Source organism: Pseudomonas sp. IT-P218 (assembly GCF_949767605.1).
GTDB classification, from domain to species: Bacteria; Pseudomonadota; Gammaproteobacteria; order Pseudomonadales; family Pseudomonadaceae; genus Aquipseudomonas; species Aquipseudomonas putida_AE.
In genome coordinates, this window is record NZ_CATKQQ010000096.1 from 167,356 (window position 1) to 183,095 (window position 15,740).

At 61.5% G+C, this 15,740-nt stretch carries 14 protein-coding genes; 8 read left to right on the plus strand and 6 right to left on the minus strand.

Annotated features, from left to right (window positions below; all coding sequences use genetic code 11):
• The first annotated feature begins 76 nt into the window (after window positions 1-76).
• From ACM6I6_RS29905 to ACM6I6_RS29915, 3 genes are all read left to right on the plus strand, one after another.
• Window positions 77-646, plus strand: a complete 570-nt coding sequence (locus tag ACM6I6_RS29905) for a GNAT family N-acetyltransferase (RefSeq protein WP_414921182.1) — start codon at window positions 77-79, stop codon at window positions 644-646.
• Between the two features lie 107 nt (window positions 647-753).
• Window positions 754-1,623 (plus strand): acyl-CoA thioesterase II, encoded by an 870-nt coding sequence (tesB, locus tag ACM6I6_RS29910; RefSeq protein ID WP_323608320.1) that lies wholly within the window; start codon window positions 754-756, stop codon window positions 1,621-1,623.
• Window positions 1,620-2,213 (plus strand): HAD family hydrolase, encoded by a 594-nt coding sequence (locus ACM6I6_RS29915; protein WP_274074491.1) that lies wholly within the window; start codon window positions 1,620-1,622, stop codon window positions 2,211-2,213. Before tesB ends, ACM6I6_RS29915 begins: the two co-directional genes overlap by 4 nt.
• 53 nt (window positions 2,214-2,266) lie before the next feature.
• Here ACM6I6_RS29915 and ACM6I6_RS29920 read toward each other — a convergent pair whose 3' ends face one another.
• The 5 genes from ACM6I6_RS29920 to ACM6I6_RS29940 form a co-directional block, all read right to left on the minus strand.
• A complete protein-coding gene (locus ACM6I6_RS29920) occupies window positions 2,267-3,223 on the minus strand; it encodes an alpha/beta fold hydrolase (protein WP_323626405.1) in 957 nt (318 codons plus the stop codon).
• The gene (locus tag ACM6I6_RS29925) at window positions 3,224-4,117 is read right to left on the minus strand and encodes a neutral zinc metallopeptidase (protein ID WP_274074493.1); all 894 of its coding nucleotides are present in this window, start codon (window positions 4,115-4,117) and stop codon (window positions 3,224-3,226) included. It lies immediately after the preceding gene.
• A 147-nt stretch (window positions 4,118-4,264) separates the two neighbouring features.
• Entirely contained in the window at window positions 4,265-5,134 is an 870-nt protein-coding gene (locus ACM6I6_RS29930; RefSeq protein WP_414921183.1) for a neutral zinc metallopeptidase, read from the minus strand.
• A 148-nt stretch (window positions 5,135-5,282) separates the two neighbouring features.
• The gene (locus ACM6I6_RS29935; protein ID WP_274074495.1) at window positions 5,283-6,116 is read right to left on the minus strand and encodes an aldo/keto reductase; all 834 of its coding nucleotides are present in this window, start codon (window positions 6,114-6,116) and stop codon (window positions 5,283-5,285) included.
• The gene (locus tag ACM6I6_RS29940; protein WP_274074496.1) at window positions 6,100-7,842 is read right to left on the minus strand and encodes an FAD-dependent oxidoreductase; all 1,743 of its coding nucleotides are present in this window, start codon (window positions 7,840-7,842) and stop codon (window positions 6,100-6,102) included. Before ACM6I6_RS29940 ends, ACM6I6_RS29935 begins: the two co-directional genes overlap by 17 nt.
• Window positions 7,843-8,017: 175 nt before the next feature.
• Here ACM6I6_RS29940 and ACM6I6_RS29945 point away from each other — a divergent pair, with 175 nt between their 5' ends.
• The 4 genes from ACM6I6_RS29945 to ACM6I6_RS29960 all read left to right on the plus strand — a co-directional run bounded on the left by ACM6I6_RS29945 (window position 8,018) and on the right by ACM6I6_RS29960 (window position 11,815).
• The gene (locus tag ACM6I6_RS29945; RefSeq protein ID WP_274074497.1) at window positions 8,018-8,794 is read left to right on the plus strand and encodes an IclR family transcriptional regulator; all 777 of its coding nucleotides are present in this window, start codon (window positions 8,018-8,020) and stop codon (window positions 8,792-8,794) included.
• A 229-nt stretch (window positions 8,795-9,023) separates the two neighbouring features.
• Window positions 9,024-10,079, plus strand: a complete 1,056-nt coding sequence (locus ACM6I6_RS29950; RefSeq protein WP_274074498.1) for a Gfo/Idh/MocA family protein — start codon at window positions 9,024-9,026, stop codon at window positions 10,077-10,079.
• 2 nt (window positions 10,080-10,081) lie between these two features.
• Entirely contained in the window at window positions 10,082-10,900 is an 819-nt protein-coding gene (locus tag ACM6I6_RS29955; protein ID WP_274074499.1) for a sugar phosphate isomerase/epimerase family protein, read from the plus strand.
• 36 nt (window positions 10,901-10,936) lie between these two features.
• Window positions 10,937-11,815, plus strand: a complete 879-nt coding sequence (locus ACM6I6_RS29960) for a DMT family transporter (RefSeq protein WP_046815761.1) — start codon at window positions 10,937-10,939, stop codon at window positions 11,813-11,815.
• 63 nt (window positions 11,816-11,878) lie between these two features.
• Here ACM6I6_RS29960 and ACM6I6_RS29965 read toward each other — a convergent pair whose 3' ends face one another.
• Window positions 11,879-13,216 carry an MFS transporter gene (locus ACM6I6_RS29965; RefSeq protein ID WP_406591190.1) on the minus strand — a complete coding sequence of 446 codons (1,338 nt, stop codon included), beginning with the start codon at window positions 13,214-13,216 and terminating at the stop codon, window positions 11,879-11,881.
• A 579-nt stretch (window positions 13,217-13,795) separates the two neighbouring features.
• On the opposite strand from ACM6I6_RS29965, the gene quiC reads away from it, so the two are divergent.
• On the plus strand, window positions 13,796-15,697 hold the full coding sequence (quiC, locus tag ACM6I6_RS29970; RefSeq protein ID WP_274074500.1) for a 3-dehydroshikimate dehydratase QuiC: 1,902 nt from the start codon (window positions 13,796-13,798) through the stop codon (window positions 15,695-15,697).
• The last annotated feature ends 43 nt before the right edge of the window (window positions 15,698-15,740 follow it).

Sequence of the window (15,740 nt, forward strand, 5' to 3'; positions counted from 1 at the left end):
ATGATTTCGTTTCGGAATGAGTGAAGGATCCTACCAGCGTTGTAGACTTGCAGCATGGAATTGGGGGAGGGGGACGATGGAGCCGATACTGGAACTGGCGAGCGCGCGATTGCTGTTGCGGCAGTGGCATGATGGCGACTTGGCGGAATTTGCCGCGATGTGCGCCGATCCACAAGTCATGCGTTATTTTCCGGCGCCCTTGAGCCGATCTGAAAGTGCATCGATGATTGACAGGGTTCGCGAGCACTTTGTCGAGCATGGCTTTGGCCTCTGGGCGCTGGAGCGCAAGGACACCGGACAGTTCATCGGTTTTACCGGTCTGGGCGTGGTCGGTTTCGACGCGCCTTTCACTCCCGCCATTGAAATCGGCTGGCGCCTGGCGCGCGAGCACTGGGGCCTGGGGTATGCCAGCGAAGCGGCATGGACCGCTCTGCGCTGCGGCTTTGATCGCCTGGTGTTGAACGAGGTCGTGTCCTTTACCGCGGTCAGCAACCTGCCGTCGCAGAAAGTCATGCAGGCGATCGGCATGCATCACGATCCGGCCGATGACTTCGATCATCCCAGGCTGGCTCTCGATCATCCCCTGCGTCACCACGTGCTGTACCGCATCAGCCGTGAACAATGGCTGCAAACCTTGCATGGATAACCTGCCACGGACGTTTACAATGGCCCCCATGTTGGCACCGGCCAGAAATTGAATCGACCGACGCAGCCAGGACTGCGCGGCATTTGCGTTGTGTGAGGAGAGTCTGAATGAGCCAAGTGTTGGATGATCTGGTCGACCTGCTGAGCCTGGAACCGATCGAAGAAAACCTGTTCCGTGGCCGCAGCCAGGACCTGGGCTTTCGTCAGCTGTTCGGCGGCCAGGTGCTCGGTCAGTCGCTGTCGGCGGCCAGCCAGACCGTTGAAGAGGCGCGTCATGTGCATTCGATGCATGGCTATTTCCTGCGTCCGGGCGATGCCAAGTTGCCGGTGGTGTATTCCGTTGACCGGGTGCGCGACGGTGGCAGTTTCAGCACGCGGCGGGTGACGGCGATCCAGAAGGGCCAGCCGATCTTCACTTGCAGCGCCTCGTTCCAGTACGACGAAGAAGGGTTCCAGCACCAGACCGAAATGCCGCAAGTGGTCGGGCCGGAAAACCTGCCATCGGAACTGGAACTGACCCAGCAACGGGCTCACCTGATTCCCGAGCACATGCGTGAAAAATTGCTGTGCCCGAAACCGATCGAATTCCGGCCCGTCACCGAGGAAGATCCCTACAACCCGAAAGCCAGCGATCCGGTCAAATACGTCTGGTTTCGCGCCGACGGCGCCATGGCCGACTCCCCGGCCTTGCACAAGTATCTGCTGGCCTACGCTTCGGACTTCGGTCTGCTGACCACCTCGATGCTGCCCCACGGCAAATCGGTCTGGCACAAGGACATGCAGGTTGCCAGCCTCGATCACGCGCTGTGGTTCCACGCCGACCTGCGCGCCGATGACTGGTTGCTGTATGCGATGGACAGCCCGTGGGCCGGCAATTCCCGCGGCTTCACCCGTGGCAGCGTGTTCAACCGCGCCGGGCAACTGGTGGCTTCGGTCACTCAGGAAGGCTTGATTCGCCATCGCAAGGATTGGGCATGAGCCTGGCCGAGGTGCGCCATTGGGTGTTCGACATGGACGGCACCCTGACGGTGGCGGTGCATGATTTCGCGGCGATTCGCGTAGCGTTGGCGATCCCGCCTGAAGACGACATCCTCACGCATCTGGCGGCACTGCCCGCCGAAGAAGCCAGCGCCAAACACGCCTGGCTGCTCGAGCACGAACGCGATCTGGCGCTGGGCTCGAAACCGGCACCGGGGGCGGTGGAGCTGGTGCGTGAATTGGCTGGCCGCGGGTATCGCCTGGGGATCCTCACGCGCAATGCTCGCGAACTCGCGCATGTCACGCTGGAGGCTATCGGCCTGGCTGACTGCTTCGCCGTGGAGGATGTGCTGGGCCGCGATGAAGCGCCACCCAAGCCCCATCCTGGTGGATTGCTGAAGCTGGCCGAAGCCTGGAAGGTGTCGGCCAGCGAGATGGTGATGGTCGGTGATTACCGGTTTGACCTTGATTGCGGTCGCGCGGCAGGAGCGCGGACGGTTTTGGTCAACCTGCCGGATAATCCGTGGCCTGAGCTGACCGATTGGCATGCGGCGGATTGTGTCGCCTTGCGGCAGATGCTCTTGGCTTGATTTGTTGAGAGCAAAAGATCGCAGCCTGCGGCAGCCCTACAGGGGAATTTCGGTTACGGGAACAACGCCTGTTGTCCTTGCGGTGATGTAAACATTCCGTCCCCGTTATGCCCGACCCCGGGCACTTCAATCAGTTGCTGCTGCAACCCCTGGGGTTGCAGGCGCTTCAGATAATTGAAGTAGTAGCGCCCGCGGGCCAATCGATTCGGACCCTGGGCCTTTGCCTCACAGCTTTTGTCCAAGGCTGGATGATTGGGATCGACGTCCTGCTGCCCCAGCAGATAAACGATGTTGCGCTTGAGGTACTTTTCCTGCAGCAGGGCGGCAGTTTGTCCTTCTGCGTAGGCAGGCATATCCGTCAGCCCGTACTTCCAGCGGTTGAATTGCGGACAGCCTGCATGATTGAAGGCCACTGGCCGACGCTCATCGAAATAGGTGTAGGAAGAGGGGTTGGCGACGACATAGCGCAGCTGCACACCGGCGGCTTCCAGGGCCGACTTGTCGTGACCCAGCAGGGCGTAGCGCTGAACCACCTGAGCGCCTCCCGAGTGACCGGCAATGACGATGTGCTTCAAATCCGGAAACTGCTGACGATCACCCAGGCGAGCGATGATTTCGTCCAGCGCGTCGTAGGAACTCAGGCGAAAGGGTGCGGTGGATTCACCGCCAGCCATCCACTCATTGCCCTGCCAGCGCAGGACGGTGTCCGCCACTGGATGCTGCGCAACGTCGGTTTCATTGAGAAACTGCGGGGCGATCACCAGGGTCGTAGCGCTTTGCCCGGCCAGTTCGGCCGCGTGCGTGCCACTCTGCAGATAGGTTTGCGCATTGCGCAAGCGACCATGGACGATGATCAATACCCGCTCGATTTTTGCCGGGGCACGGCTGATGCCCACCGCGATTTCACCGGATTTCAACAGCAGGCGCCCGGGGCTGAGTTCCTTGACCGCGTGCTCGGCGGCCTGGGACGTTGCGCATGTGAACAGTACGACTAACCACCACTTCTTCATCTACAGATTTTTCGCCGCAAAGGTATCGCACTGGCCAACCTGGCCCTGGGCGAATCCGGTTTTGAACCAGCGCACCCGTTGCGCTGACGTACCATGGGTAAACGAGTCCGGCACCACGCGGCCCTGACCCTGTTGCTGCAAGCGATCGTCGCCAATGGCGTTCGCCGCGTTCAATGCTTCTTCAATGTCGCCCGGCTCCAGCCAGTTCAGGCGCTTCTGCGCGTTGTTGGCCCAGACCCCGGCCAGGCAGTCCGCTTGCAGCTCCTGGCGCACCAGCAAGCCGCCATCGCCTTCCATCTGTCGGCCTTGCTGGCGGGCGACCTGCATCTTCGCCGAAACGCCGAGCAAGGTTTGAACATGGTGTCCGACTTCGTGAGCGATCACGTAGGCCTGGGCGAAATCGCCCGCGGCCGCAAAGCGTTGGGACATCTCCTGGAAGAAGCCCATGTCCAGATAGACCTTCTGGTCTGCGGGGCAATAGAAGGGGCCGGTCGCCGAGGTTGCCAGCCCGCAGGCCGAATTGACCCGGTTGCTGAACAGCACCAGGGTCGGATCCTTGTACTGCCGGTCCGCCTGCTGGAAAATCTGCCGCCAGGTGTCCTCGGTATCACCGAGGATCGAGCGGACGAACTCGGCCCCTTCGTCATTGGCCGGTGGCGCCTTGCGCGTCTGTGACGTGGTCGGCGCCGATTGTTCACTCATCTGCCCGGTCAATTGTCCGAGGATCTGCAGCGGGTCCTGGCCGGTGATCCAGCCGATGCCGACGATCAGCAGGATCGCCGTCAGGCTCAGGCCCTTGCCGCCACCAAAACGCATCCCGCCGCCACCGCCGCCGACATCATCGCCACGGGCATCGACCACGTTGTCGCTGCGTCGGCCTTTTTTCCATAGCATGTGGGAATCCTCTGATGTTGCGGGTAAAGAACCGTGGGATGAGTGTTGCTGCAGACCAGACGCGGCGCCAGTCCGGTCGTCAGACAGCCGGGAGCGACGGCGGTTCTATCCATGCGGTGACATCAGAGGTTTCATGGACGGGCGGGATCACAGGGCATCGGCAGTAAAGGTGTCACAGGTCTCTGGCAGGCCCGAGGCAAATCCTGTCTTGAACCAGTTCACGCGCTGGCGGGAAGTACCGTGGCTGAATGTCTCCGGTCGAACCTTGGCATTTCGCGAAGCTTGCAGTTGGTCGTCACCGAACATTGCCGCGGCATGCAGGGCGGCTTCGATATCACCCGGCTCCATCCAGTCCAGGCGCTGTTGCGCATGGTGCGCCCAGACTCCGGCCAGGCAATCGGCCTGCAACTCCGCACGGACCTCCAGTCCGCCATCGCCGCTGACCGGTTGTTGTTCGAGCAAGGCTTTTTCGAAAGGTTCGGACAGTCCCAGTTCAAGCTGCACGTGATGCCCGATTTCGTGCGCGATGATATAAGCCCGCGCGAAGTCACCGACCACTGCAAACTGCTGCTCCAGTTTGTTGAAAAAGCCGAGGTCGAGATACACCTGTTGATTGCTCGGGCAATAGAACGGGCCACTGCTGGAGCTGGCGAAACCACAGCCGGAGACCACGCCGTTTTCGAACAGCGTCAAGGTGGGTAGCGGGTAGTCTCGGCCCATTTGCGCAAACAGTTGTTGCCAGGTGTCTTCGGTATCGCCCAGCACCGACTGGACAAACATCAGCTGCAGATCTTCTTCAGGCTCGACCGATGGTTGAGGGAGGGGGTGGTTCAGGGTGTACGAGGGCGCGGGCGCAATGACGTCCGCTGGCGTGTCCAGTGTCGAATAGAGTCCTGCGCCGGCCAGGGCGACGGCGGCCAGTCCGGCAGCCAGTGTTGTCCCTGTAAGTGTGCGGGCATCCTTGCCCTGGCGAGTGTCGTTCACGTTTTTGCTGCGTCTTGCCTTGTTCCATAGCATGTTGGCGGTCTCTCATAGATGGGTGGGGCGTGTAGCGCCGGGTCTATGAATAACCGCACTGGCCAAGGCGTGTGGGTGAAATGTGTAAGGTTTGGTAAGCCACAGTCATTGCGACGGGTGTCGCACATCAAAAGTGGCCTTTTCGCGGTTATCGATCGAACGCGTCCCACACGGGCGCAAAATCCGGACTGACTTGCCTCTCACGCTTGGACAAGCCGGCAATCAGCGCACGATCCTGATCATCCAGGTTGACTGCGAACGCTTCCAGGTTGGCTATTTGGTTGGCCTTGCTGCTGGCCTTAGGGATGGCGGCCACGTTCGGTTGATCCAGCAGCCACTTGAGTGCGACCTGGGTCGGCAGTACTCCGTGTCTGGCAGCAATTTGCTGGATAGCCGGAACATCCGAGACCTTGTTGCGTGCCAGCGGCGAATAAGCTGTCAGTGCCAGGTCATTTTGACGGGCGTAGTCCAGCAGTGCGTTTTGTCCGAGCAGCACGTGGTATTCCACCTGAATGGCTGACAGCGGTGCGCCCAGTTCCTCGACCACTTTGCGCAGCAGGGGCAGCGGGAAATTCGCCACGCCGATGTTGCGCGCCAACCCCTGTTCCTTGAAGGACACCAGGGTTTCGATCGTGCGCGGCAAGTCCCAATCGGTGCCGGGCCAGTGGATCATGAAGAGGTCAATGTAATCGCTGTGCAGAGCCTTGAGGCTGCGGTCCATGGAATGGCGCATGGCATCGGGTTGCAGCTGGTCCCACCAGACTTTGCTGGTGACGTGGATCTGTTCACGGGGTGTGGGGCTATTCAACAGTGCCTGACCGACAGCGTCCTCATTGTTGTAGGCCGCAGCGGTATCGACGTGGCGATAACCCAGTGCCAGGGCCTGTTCCACGGCCCGGGTGCATTCTTCACCGAGCATTGGCCAGGTGCCGAGGCCGAGCTTGGGCATGTTCAAGCCCTGTGCGTTAACGATGTGTTGCATGGTCGATCTCCTTTTCATAAGCGCTGATGCCGGCGATATGGCGTGCGGCGATGTAGCCGAATGTCAGCGCCGGCCCCAGGTTGATGCCGCCGGCAGGGTAGTGGCCGCCCATGATGCTGGCCATGTCGGCTCCCGCCGCATACAGGCCGCTGATGGCCTGCCCCGAGTCGTCGAGGACCTGGGCGTGTTGATTGACCTTGAGTCCGGCAAAGGTGCCGAAACAGCCCGGTTCGACTTTCACGGCATAGAACGGACCTTGTTCGATGGGTGCGACGCAGGGGTTGGGCTGTTGGCGCGCATCCCCCTGTTTGCGGTTGTAGGGCGTTGATCCGCGGCCGAACTGTGGGTCCTGGCCGTTTTGGGCGTGCCGGTTGTAGTCCGACACGGTGGTGCACAAGCCGATCGGGTCGATGCCGCAGGCTTGGGCCAATTCTTCCAGGGTGTTGCCGGTTTTCAGATAACCGCTGCGGATAAAGGACGATAGCGGTACCGGAAACGGCCGGGAAATACCCAGGCCATAACGTCGCTGGAAGCCATGGCTGCAGATCAGCCAGGACGCCACTTCTTCGCCGGGCGGGGCGCTGGCGACCATGGCCGTCACATAGTCGTAGTAGCCGTTGGCTTCGTTGACGAAGCGCTGGCCATTGCTCAGCACGCCGATGATCCCCGGCTTGCCGCGTTCGATGATGTGCGGGAAGTGGCCGCTGCTGCCATCGCGATAGGGCACGCGTGACACCGGTGCCCAGGCCACAGGCGATGCCTGGTTGGTGTCGACCCGGGCGCCGACGCTCTCGCCCAGTCGCAGGCCATCGCCGGACACGCCGAGGGGCGGCAGTGCCAGGTGTTCGTGTCCGGTCGGTGTGCGGGGGAACAAGGCCTTACGCCGTTCGATGTCATTGGCGAAACCGCCGGCCGCGAGCACCACCGCCCTGCGTGCCTTGATGCGGATCGAACCTTTGCCGGTGCGAACGACCGCGCCCTTTACCTGATTGTTCTCGTGCAGCAACTCGGTAACCGGTGCCGACTCCCACAGCAACACGCCAAGATCATCGGCGGATTTCGCCAGGCGCGCCACCAGCGCCACGCCGTTGACCAGCTGCATCGCCCGGCCATGCACGGCGAGGTCGAACAGATGGCGAGTGAAACGCCGGGTAACGTGCCAGGCCGCCGACAACGAGCGGGTCAGGTTGAGAAACGCGGTGAGGTCGGCGCCCGCCATGATCGGCATGCCCATGAAGGCTGTTTCGCGCATGGTTTTGCGCAGACGCTTGAGCAGCTTGCCGACGTTGCGCGCGTCATAGGGCGCGGCGATCACCGAACGCCCACCGGTGCCGGCCCCCGGCGTGTCGCCATGAATGTCGGCGATCGCATTGCCGTCGGCAAATTGCAACGAAGTGTGTTGTTCGAAGAACGCCACCATGCGCGGAGCGGCCTCGAGGAAGGCATCGATCATTGCCGGGTCATACCGGTCGCCCAGTTCGTGTTTCAAGTAAGTGCGTGGCAGTTCAACTTCCTCGACGATACCGGCTCGTCGGGCCAGGGGGTTGCACGGTACCCAGGCCCAGCCGCCGGACCAGGCGGTGGCACCGCCCAATACCGGGTCTTTTTCCACCACTATCACCTTCAGGCCATGCCATGCCGCCGTCACGGCCGTTGCCAGTCCGGCCGCACCGGAGCCGACGATCAGCACATCGCAATCGATGTCGGGAAGGGGTTGGGCAGGCATTGATTGAACTCCGCTGTTTATTATTGTGGAATCTGGTTCCAGAAAATATATGAGGGCCGCAGAGAGCCGGCAAGTCGATGCTGAGTAAAGCGGGCGGTTATCGGACAGTCAGTTCCAGATTTCGCATTCCTCAGGTTGTCTTCTAGAATCGAGCAAATTTTGCGTGGATACCCCCATGGCCGGCAGTCAGATCGAACGTGTTTTCAGTGTGCTTGAAAGCCTCACCAGCGACCCTCGCGGCCTGCCGATGCAGGTGCTGGCAGAGCAATTGGACATCCCCAAGAGTGCCACCCACCGCTTGCTGGTTGAGCTGATCCGGCTCGGCTATGTGCGCCAGAATCCGGAGAACTTGCGTTATCACCTGTCGACCCGGCTGGTGGCGATGGGCTTCCGTTATCTGTCGAGCAGCGGTGCGGATATCGTGCAGCCGGTGCTCGACCGGTTGGCTCAGGAAACCGGCGAACTGGTGCGCCTGGGGGTCATCGAAGGCGAGCGCCAGACCTGGATTGCCAAGTCGCAGGGGGCTCGTTCCGGTCTGCGTTACGACCCGGACATGGGGCGGGATGCGCCGCTGTTCTACACCGCCTCCGGTCATGCCTGGCTGGCTTGCATGAGCGATGCCGAAGCCTTGTCGCTGGTGGAGCGCCAGGCGGCGGATCGGCCATTGGAGCTGGGCCCGAATGCCCCCAGGTCCAACATTGAATTGCTTGAACGGTTGCGCCTGGCACGGGAGCAGGGCTACGCCTGTGTCGAGGAAAGTTCGGCGGTGGGTACCTCGGCGATTGCCGCGGTGGTGCGACATCCCGGTGATGGACGGGTGATCGGCGTGCTCAGCATCGCCGGGCCGAGTGCGCGGCTGCCGGGGGCGCGGCTGCATGAACTGGCGCCGTTGTTGTTGGCGTTTACCGATGAGTTGTCGGCGGCGAGTCTGGCGTCAGAGCTATTTCCCTGAGGCCTGTACAATCCCTGTGGGAGCGGGCTTGCTCGCGAATGCGGTGTGTCATGCAACGGAAATGTTGATTGATACACCCTCTTCGCGAGCAAGCCCGCTCCCACATTTGGCTGGCGTTGAGCTTGCCAAAGCTGTGCGCTGTTCGAACACTTTCAATGCGTGCTTGTGTAAGAATCTGGAACCAGGTTCTAAATTGTTGATTCCAACAATAACACAAGAGGACCGCACCTTGAGTTCACCATTGCGTATAGCCCTGATCGGCACTGGCAACATGGGCCAGCAGCATTACCAGCAGTTGAAAACCCTGACTGAAGCGACCTTGTGCGCCGTGGCCGACCCTGGCCCGCAAGCGCCGGGCCTCGCGAGAGAATGGGGAGTAGGGTATTTCGCCGATCATCGTCAGATGCTGGAGCAGGCAAAGCCGGAGGCGGTCATTATCGCCAACCCGAATACGCTGCACGTCAGCACCGCGCTCGATTGCCTGGCTGCCGGGTTACCAGTGTTGCTGGAAAAGCCGGTGGGTGTGCACCTGGATGAGGCCCGGGAGTTGGTGGCTGCCTCGAAGTCGAGCGGCGTTCCCGTGCTGGTCGGCCATCATCGACGCCACAACCCGTTGATCGTCCGCGCCCATGAACTTGTCCACAGCGGCGCGTTGGGCCGGTTGAGCACCGTCACCGCACTCTGGCAATTGCGCAAACCCGACAGTTATTTCGAAACGGCCTGGCGCCGCGAGCCCGGTGCGGGCATGTTGTTGACCAACTTGATCCACGACCTCGATCTGCTCCGGCATCTGTGCGGCGAAGTGCGCCAGGTGCAGGCCATCACCAGCAACGCCGTGCGCGGGTTTGCCAACGAGGATTGCGCGGCCGTGCTGCTGCAATTCGACAACGGTGCGCTGGGCAGCCTGACCGGGTCCGATGCGGTGGCAGCGCCCTGGAGTTGGGAGTTGGGCTCCGGAGAGAACCCGGTGTATCCACGCCAGGCCGACCAGCCGTGCTATTTGCTGGCGGGAACCGCCGGGGCGCTCAGTATCCCGCAGCTCAAGCACTGGCACTACACGCAAGCCGACGGTGGCTGGCATCAACCCCTGGCGTCGACGAACGAGCCTTTCAGTGTCGAACCCGCGCTGCGCTTGCAGTTGCAGCACTTCGTGCGCGTGGCGCGTGGGCAGGTCGAGCCGCTGGTCAGCGCCGCTGACGCAGCCCGCACCCTGGCGCTGGTCGAGGCGATTCGCCAGGCCGCTGAAACCGGGCGCGCCTGCGCACCGGCCCTGATCGAGGATTGAGCATGAGTGAACGAATCTTTTCCCTGGCCAGTCTTACCGTGCTGGAGTTGTCACCACCGGACATGGTCGAGGTCGCGGCGCGGGCCGGTTACAGCCATGTTGGCTTGCGCCTGGTGCCGGCGACGCCGCAGGAACACCATTTCGCGCTGGTGGCGGATGGCGATCTGCGGCGCCAGACCCTGGCGCGTCTGCGTGACACCGGCATTCGTGTCCTGGATGTGGAAATCCTGCGGCTGAAACCGGACACCCTGGTGGCCGATTTCGAGCAAGTGCTGGCGGTGGGCGCCGAATTCGGTGCCACTGAATTGCTGGTGGCCGGCAACGATCCTGACGAGCAGCGAATGACCGAGAATTTCGCCAGGCTGTGTGATCTGGCGGCGCCTTACGGGCTGCACCCGCACCTGGAGTTCATGCCCTGGACCGACGCGCGCGATCTGCAGCAAGCCGTGCGCATCGTCGAAAGGGCGGGGCGTGAAAATGCGGCGGTGCTGGTCGACGCCTTTCACTTCGATCGCTCCGGGTCGCGGCTGGAAGATCTGGCCAGGGTTGCCCCCTCGCGGTTACGGTATGCGCAGTTGTGCGACGTGGCGGGGCCCAGGCCGGCCGACATGGCAGAGATCTTGCGGCAGGCGCGTAATGAACGGCGTTTTCCCGGCGATGGCGATTGTGATCTGCCGGGGCTGTTGCGGTGTTTGCCGGCTAACATTCCATTGAGCCTGGAGATTCCCACCGTGCAACTGCTGGAGCAGGGCGTGAGCGGGCTGGATCGGGCGCAGATGGCGTTGAGCAAAACCCGTGAATTGCTGGCGCGGCTGACATAGGTCCCGCGACGCTTTTGATTTGAACAAGGAACCCCAATGACCGTCAGCACCCCGCTTTCCGGCGTCAATCAGCCCTTCAAAGGGATCCTGCTGATCGTTGTCGCAACCTTCCTGTTTTCCAGCCATGACGCCCTGTCGAAGTACCTTTCCGGGTTCTATCCGATTGTCATGGTGGTCTGGGCGCGTTATGTGGTGCACACCTTGCTGATGGCCGGGATATTCCTGCCGCAATCCGGGCTGCGCGTGCTGCGTACCAAGCGGCCGTTGCTGCAACTGATTCGGGCCTTGTGCCTGCTGGGCACCAGCCTGTTTTTCACCACGGGATTGATGTACATCCCGCTGGCCGAGGCAACGTCGGTGAACTTCCTGGCACCGGTGCTGGTGACCGCGCTGTCGGTGCCGTTGCTGGGGGAGAAGGTCACCCGTGGCCAATGGCTGGCGGTGATCTGCGGGTTTATAGGGGTGCTGATCATCGTGCACCCCGGTGGTGATCTGTTCACCCCGGCGGTGTTGTTGCCGTTGTGCTCGGCGTTGTTTTTCTGCTTCTACCAATTGCTGACCCGCAAGCTCAGTGAGATCGACAGCCCGACCACCAGCAACTTCTTTGCCGGGCTGTGCAACACCCTGGTCATGAGTGCGCTGGTGCCGTTCTTCTGGCAGGTACCGACCTTGCTGCACGGCGCGATGATGCTGGCGCTGGGTGCCTGCGGGATGACGGCGCACCTGTTCCTGACCCAGGCCTTCCGGCATGCGGCGCCAGCCTTGCTGGCGCCTTTCAGCTATTGTCAGATCGTGTTTGCCGGCCTGCTGGGCTGGCTGCTGTTTTCCCACACGCCGACCCTGACCACCGTCGTCGGGATCGCCGTGATCTGCTGCAGTGGCCTGGCGGCGGCCTGGCAGCAAAGCCGTCGCTGATCGCTCCTGAACAACAGGCAAAAAAAAGCGCAGGCCCGAAACCGGGCCTGCGCCGAGGGAACATCAGCCTTCTACTTTCGGAATCTTGCGCGGGGCCATGAAGTACATCCAGATCAGCGCGATGAAGTACATCGCCGGGATCAGGGTGAACAGCACGGTGTAGTTGTTGTTGGTGACAGTCAGGATGTGGCCGACCAGCTGGGTCATGAACATCCCGCCAATCGCCGCACACATGCCGCCGAAACCGAACACCGTGCTCATCATGTGCTTGGGCGTGTAGTCCATCACCAGGCTCCAGATGTTCGCGGTCCAGGCCTGGTGCGCACCGATGGCCAGGGAAATGGCGGCCACTGCGACCCACAGGTTGCTGGAGCCGGCCGCCATGATCACGCCGATGATGCAGCAGGCGAACAGGAACATGGACATCAGGCGCGCCTTGATCGGATTGACGCCGCGGCCGATCAGGAACGAGGAGAGGATCCCGCCACCGACACTGCCGAAGTCGGCGGTGAGGTAGATGATGATCAGCGGGATGCCCATCTGGGTCACGTTGATGCCCAGGTTGTATTGCTGGTTGAGGAACGGTGGCAGCCAGTACAGGTAGAACCAGAACACCGGCGCTGTGATCGAGTAGGCAAGGGCGAAGGCCCAGGTGCCGCGCATGCGCAGGATTTTCGAGAAGGGTACGCGGACTTGTTCCGGTTCCACTTCGTTCTGGATGTAGTCCAGTTCCGACTGTTTGACGCGTGGGTGATCTTCCGGGTTGAAGTACTTCAGGCCCCAGAATACCAGCCAGATCCCGCCCAGTGCCGACATGCACAGGAACGCCGCCTGCCAGCCCCACACGTGGAGAATCAGTGGCAGCAACATCGGTGTGAACATGGCGCCGACGTTGGTCCCGGCGTTGAAAATACCGGTGGCCACTGCGCGCTCGCCGGCCGGGAACCACAGGCGCGTGGTCTTCACGCAGGCCGGGTAGTTGGCGGCTTCGGTCAGGCCGAGGATGAAGCGGCACACCATGAAGCCGACCGCCGAAGTGGCCAGGCCGTGGGCGCCGGTCGCCAGGCTCCAGAGCAGCACGGCGCAGAAGAACACGCGCTTGACGCCGACCCGGTCGATCAGGCGGCCTTGCAGCACGAATCCGATGGCGTAGCCGACCTGGAACCAGAAGTTGATGTTGGCGTAGTCCATCGCCGTCCAGCTCATTTCTTTGGCCAGGATTGGCTGCATGACGCCCAGGGCGGCGCGGTCGATGTAGTTCAGGGTGGTGGCGAAAAACACCAGCGCCAGCATGCCCCAACGGGTTTTGCCGACAGCCATGGCGCCGCGGATCTTGTCGCCGATGCCGCCAGTGGCAGCGCTCATGGCCGGAGCCATGCGTGAGCTATGTGTAGGATTCATCTGTGCCATCCGTTCAATGACTGACAAGCGAAGCTCGTCGGGACTTCAAGGGCGCGTGATCAATCGAGGGCGACGGGCGCGGTTGGACTGATCGGCTGTGTTCGTCGGCTGACGAGTTATTCAGCGAGCGGCACGTGGGTGCCAGCGGTGCGCGGGGTTCGGATGGACGCCAGGCAAGGCGTAATGACGGTGGTGTAATCGAGCAAGGCGTTTAATGAGCGCATGAGCGTATACCCGTTTTTTGAAATTTTTATGTGGTGTTCAGGGTCTTGTTAACTGGAACCGATGATTCATGACCGGACCCAATGTGGTGTTGATGTTGCGCAGTGGACGAAAAATCGTCAATTCGCTAACGGCCATTTTGTTCGATAATCGCACGAAAAACTAACTGGATAGTACACTTTGAATTGCCGTGAGGAATCACCAGGCCAATAATTCATTCAAAGCTAAACGCAATCCCTGTTGGAACCCGGCATGCCGGCGATGGCGTCCGCGAGATCGCCATCGCCAGCGACCTGGGCCCAGCGACAAGCGTGCGATACCCCTAACAAGATTGCCTCCATCACCGGGAGTCGAAATATGCAGCGTTCCATTGCCACCGTGTCCTTGAGCGGTACCCTGCCGGAAAAACTCGAAGCCATTGCCGCCGCCGGTTTCGACGGTGTGGAGATCTTCGAGAATGACCTTCTCTACTACGACGGCAGCCCGCGAGAAATTAAACAGATGTGCGCCGATCTCGGGATCGCCATCACGCTGTTTCAACCATTTCGGGATTTTGAAGGCTGCCGCCGTGACCGTCTGTCGCGCAACCTTGAGCGGGCCGAGCGCAAGTTCGACCTGATGCAGGAGCTCGGCACCGACCTGGTGCTGGTGTGCAGCAACGCCTCGGCCGACTCCATCGGTGATGAACAGATCCTGGTCGACGACTTGCGCCTGCTGGCCGAACGCGCCGGCGCGCGAGGCCTGCGTATCGGTTACGAAGCGCTGGCCTGGGGACGCCACGTCAATACCTGGCAACAGGTGTGGAACATCGTCCGTCAGGCCGATCATCCGAGCCTCGGCGTATTGCTCGACAGCTTCCATACGCTGTCGCTCAAGGGCGACCCGAGCGCCATCGCCGAGATTCCCGGTGACAAGATTTTCTTCGTGCAAATGGCCGATGCCCCGATCCTGGCCATGGACGTGCTGGAGTGGAGCCGGCATTTCCGCTGCTTCCCGGGCCAGGGCGAATTCGATTTGCCGGGTTTCCTCGCGCCGATCATCAAGAGTGGCTATACCGGGCCACTGTCGCTGGAGATCTTCAACGACGGTTTCCGCGCCGCGCCGCCTCGAGCCAACGCTGCCGACGGTTTGCGCTCGTTGCTGTACCTGGAAGAGAAAACCCGCGAGCGCCTGGCCCAGGAAGCCAAACCAACGGCCAACCCCGAGATTCTGTTCGAGACGCCGAAGGCTAGCGAATACAACGGCATCGAGTTTCTCGAGTTCGCCGTGGACGAAAGCCTCGGCGCCAAGCTCTCCCATTGGCTGGAGCGGCTGGGTTTCGTCAAGGCCGGGGAGCATCGCTCCAAGAGCGTCAGCCTGCTGCGCCAGGGCGATATCAACCTGATCCTCAACTCCGAACCGTACTCGTTCGCCCACAGTTTCTTCGAGGCCCATGGTCCATCGTTGTGCGCCACCGCCGTGCGAGTCAAGGACAGTGCCAGCGCGCTGGCCAGGGCCGTGGCCTACAAAGGCCAGCCGTATCGCGGATTGGTCGGTCCCAATGAATTGGAACTGGCCGCCGTGCGCGCGCCGGATGGCAGCCTGATCTACCTCGTCGATCAAGACGCCGATGTCTATGGTACCGACTTCAACCTGCAACCGGCCGTAGTGACCGGCGGTGGCCTCAAGCGCATCGACCACATGGCCATGGCGCTGCCCGCCGACAGCCTCGACAGTTGGGTGCTGTTCTACAAGAGCCTGCTGGACTTCGAGGCCGATGACGAAGTGGTGCTGCCAGATCCTTATGGTCTGGTGAAGAGCCGCGCGCTGCGCAGCCGTGACAGTTCGATTCGCCTGCCGCTGAATATTTCCGAAAACCGCAACACCGCCATCTCACACGCGTTGTCGAGTTATCGCGGCTCCGGCGTGCACCACATCGCGTTTGATTGCGATGACATCTTTGCCGAAGTCAGTCGCGCCAAGGCGGCGGGCGTACCGCTGCTGGATATTCCGCTCAACTACTACGATGACCTGGCGGCGCGCTTCGATTTTGACGACGAGTTTCTCAGCGAACTGGCCTATTACAACGTGCTGTACGACCGTGATGCCCAGGGCGGTGAGCTGTTCCACGTGTACACCGAACCGTTCGAAGGGCGGTTCTTCTTCGAGATCATTCAGCGCAAGAACGGTTATGCCGGTTACGGCGCGGCCAACGTGGCGGTGCGCCTGGCAGCCATGGCCAAATCCCGCAGCGGTGCGGTGCGTCAGACAAAGTTGTAGGAAAATCGTAACCACACCGACAAACCGCTGCCGCACGGCTTCC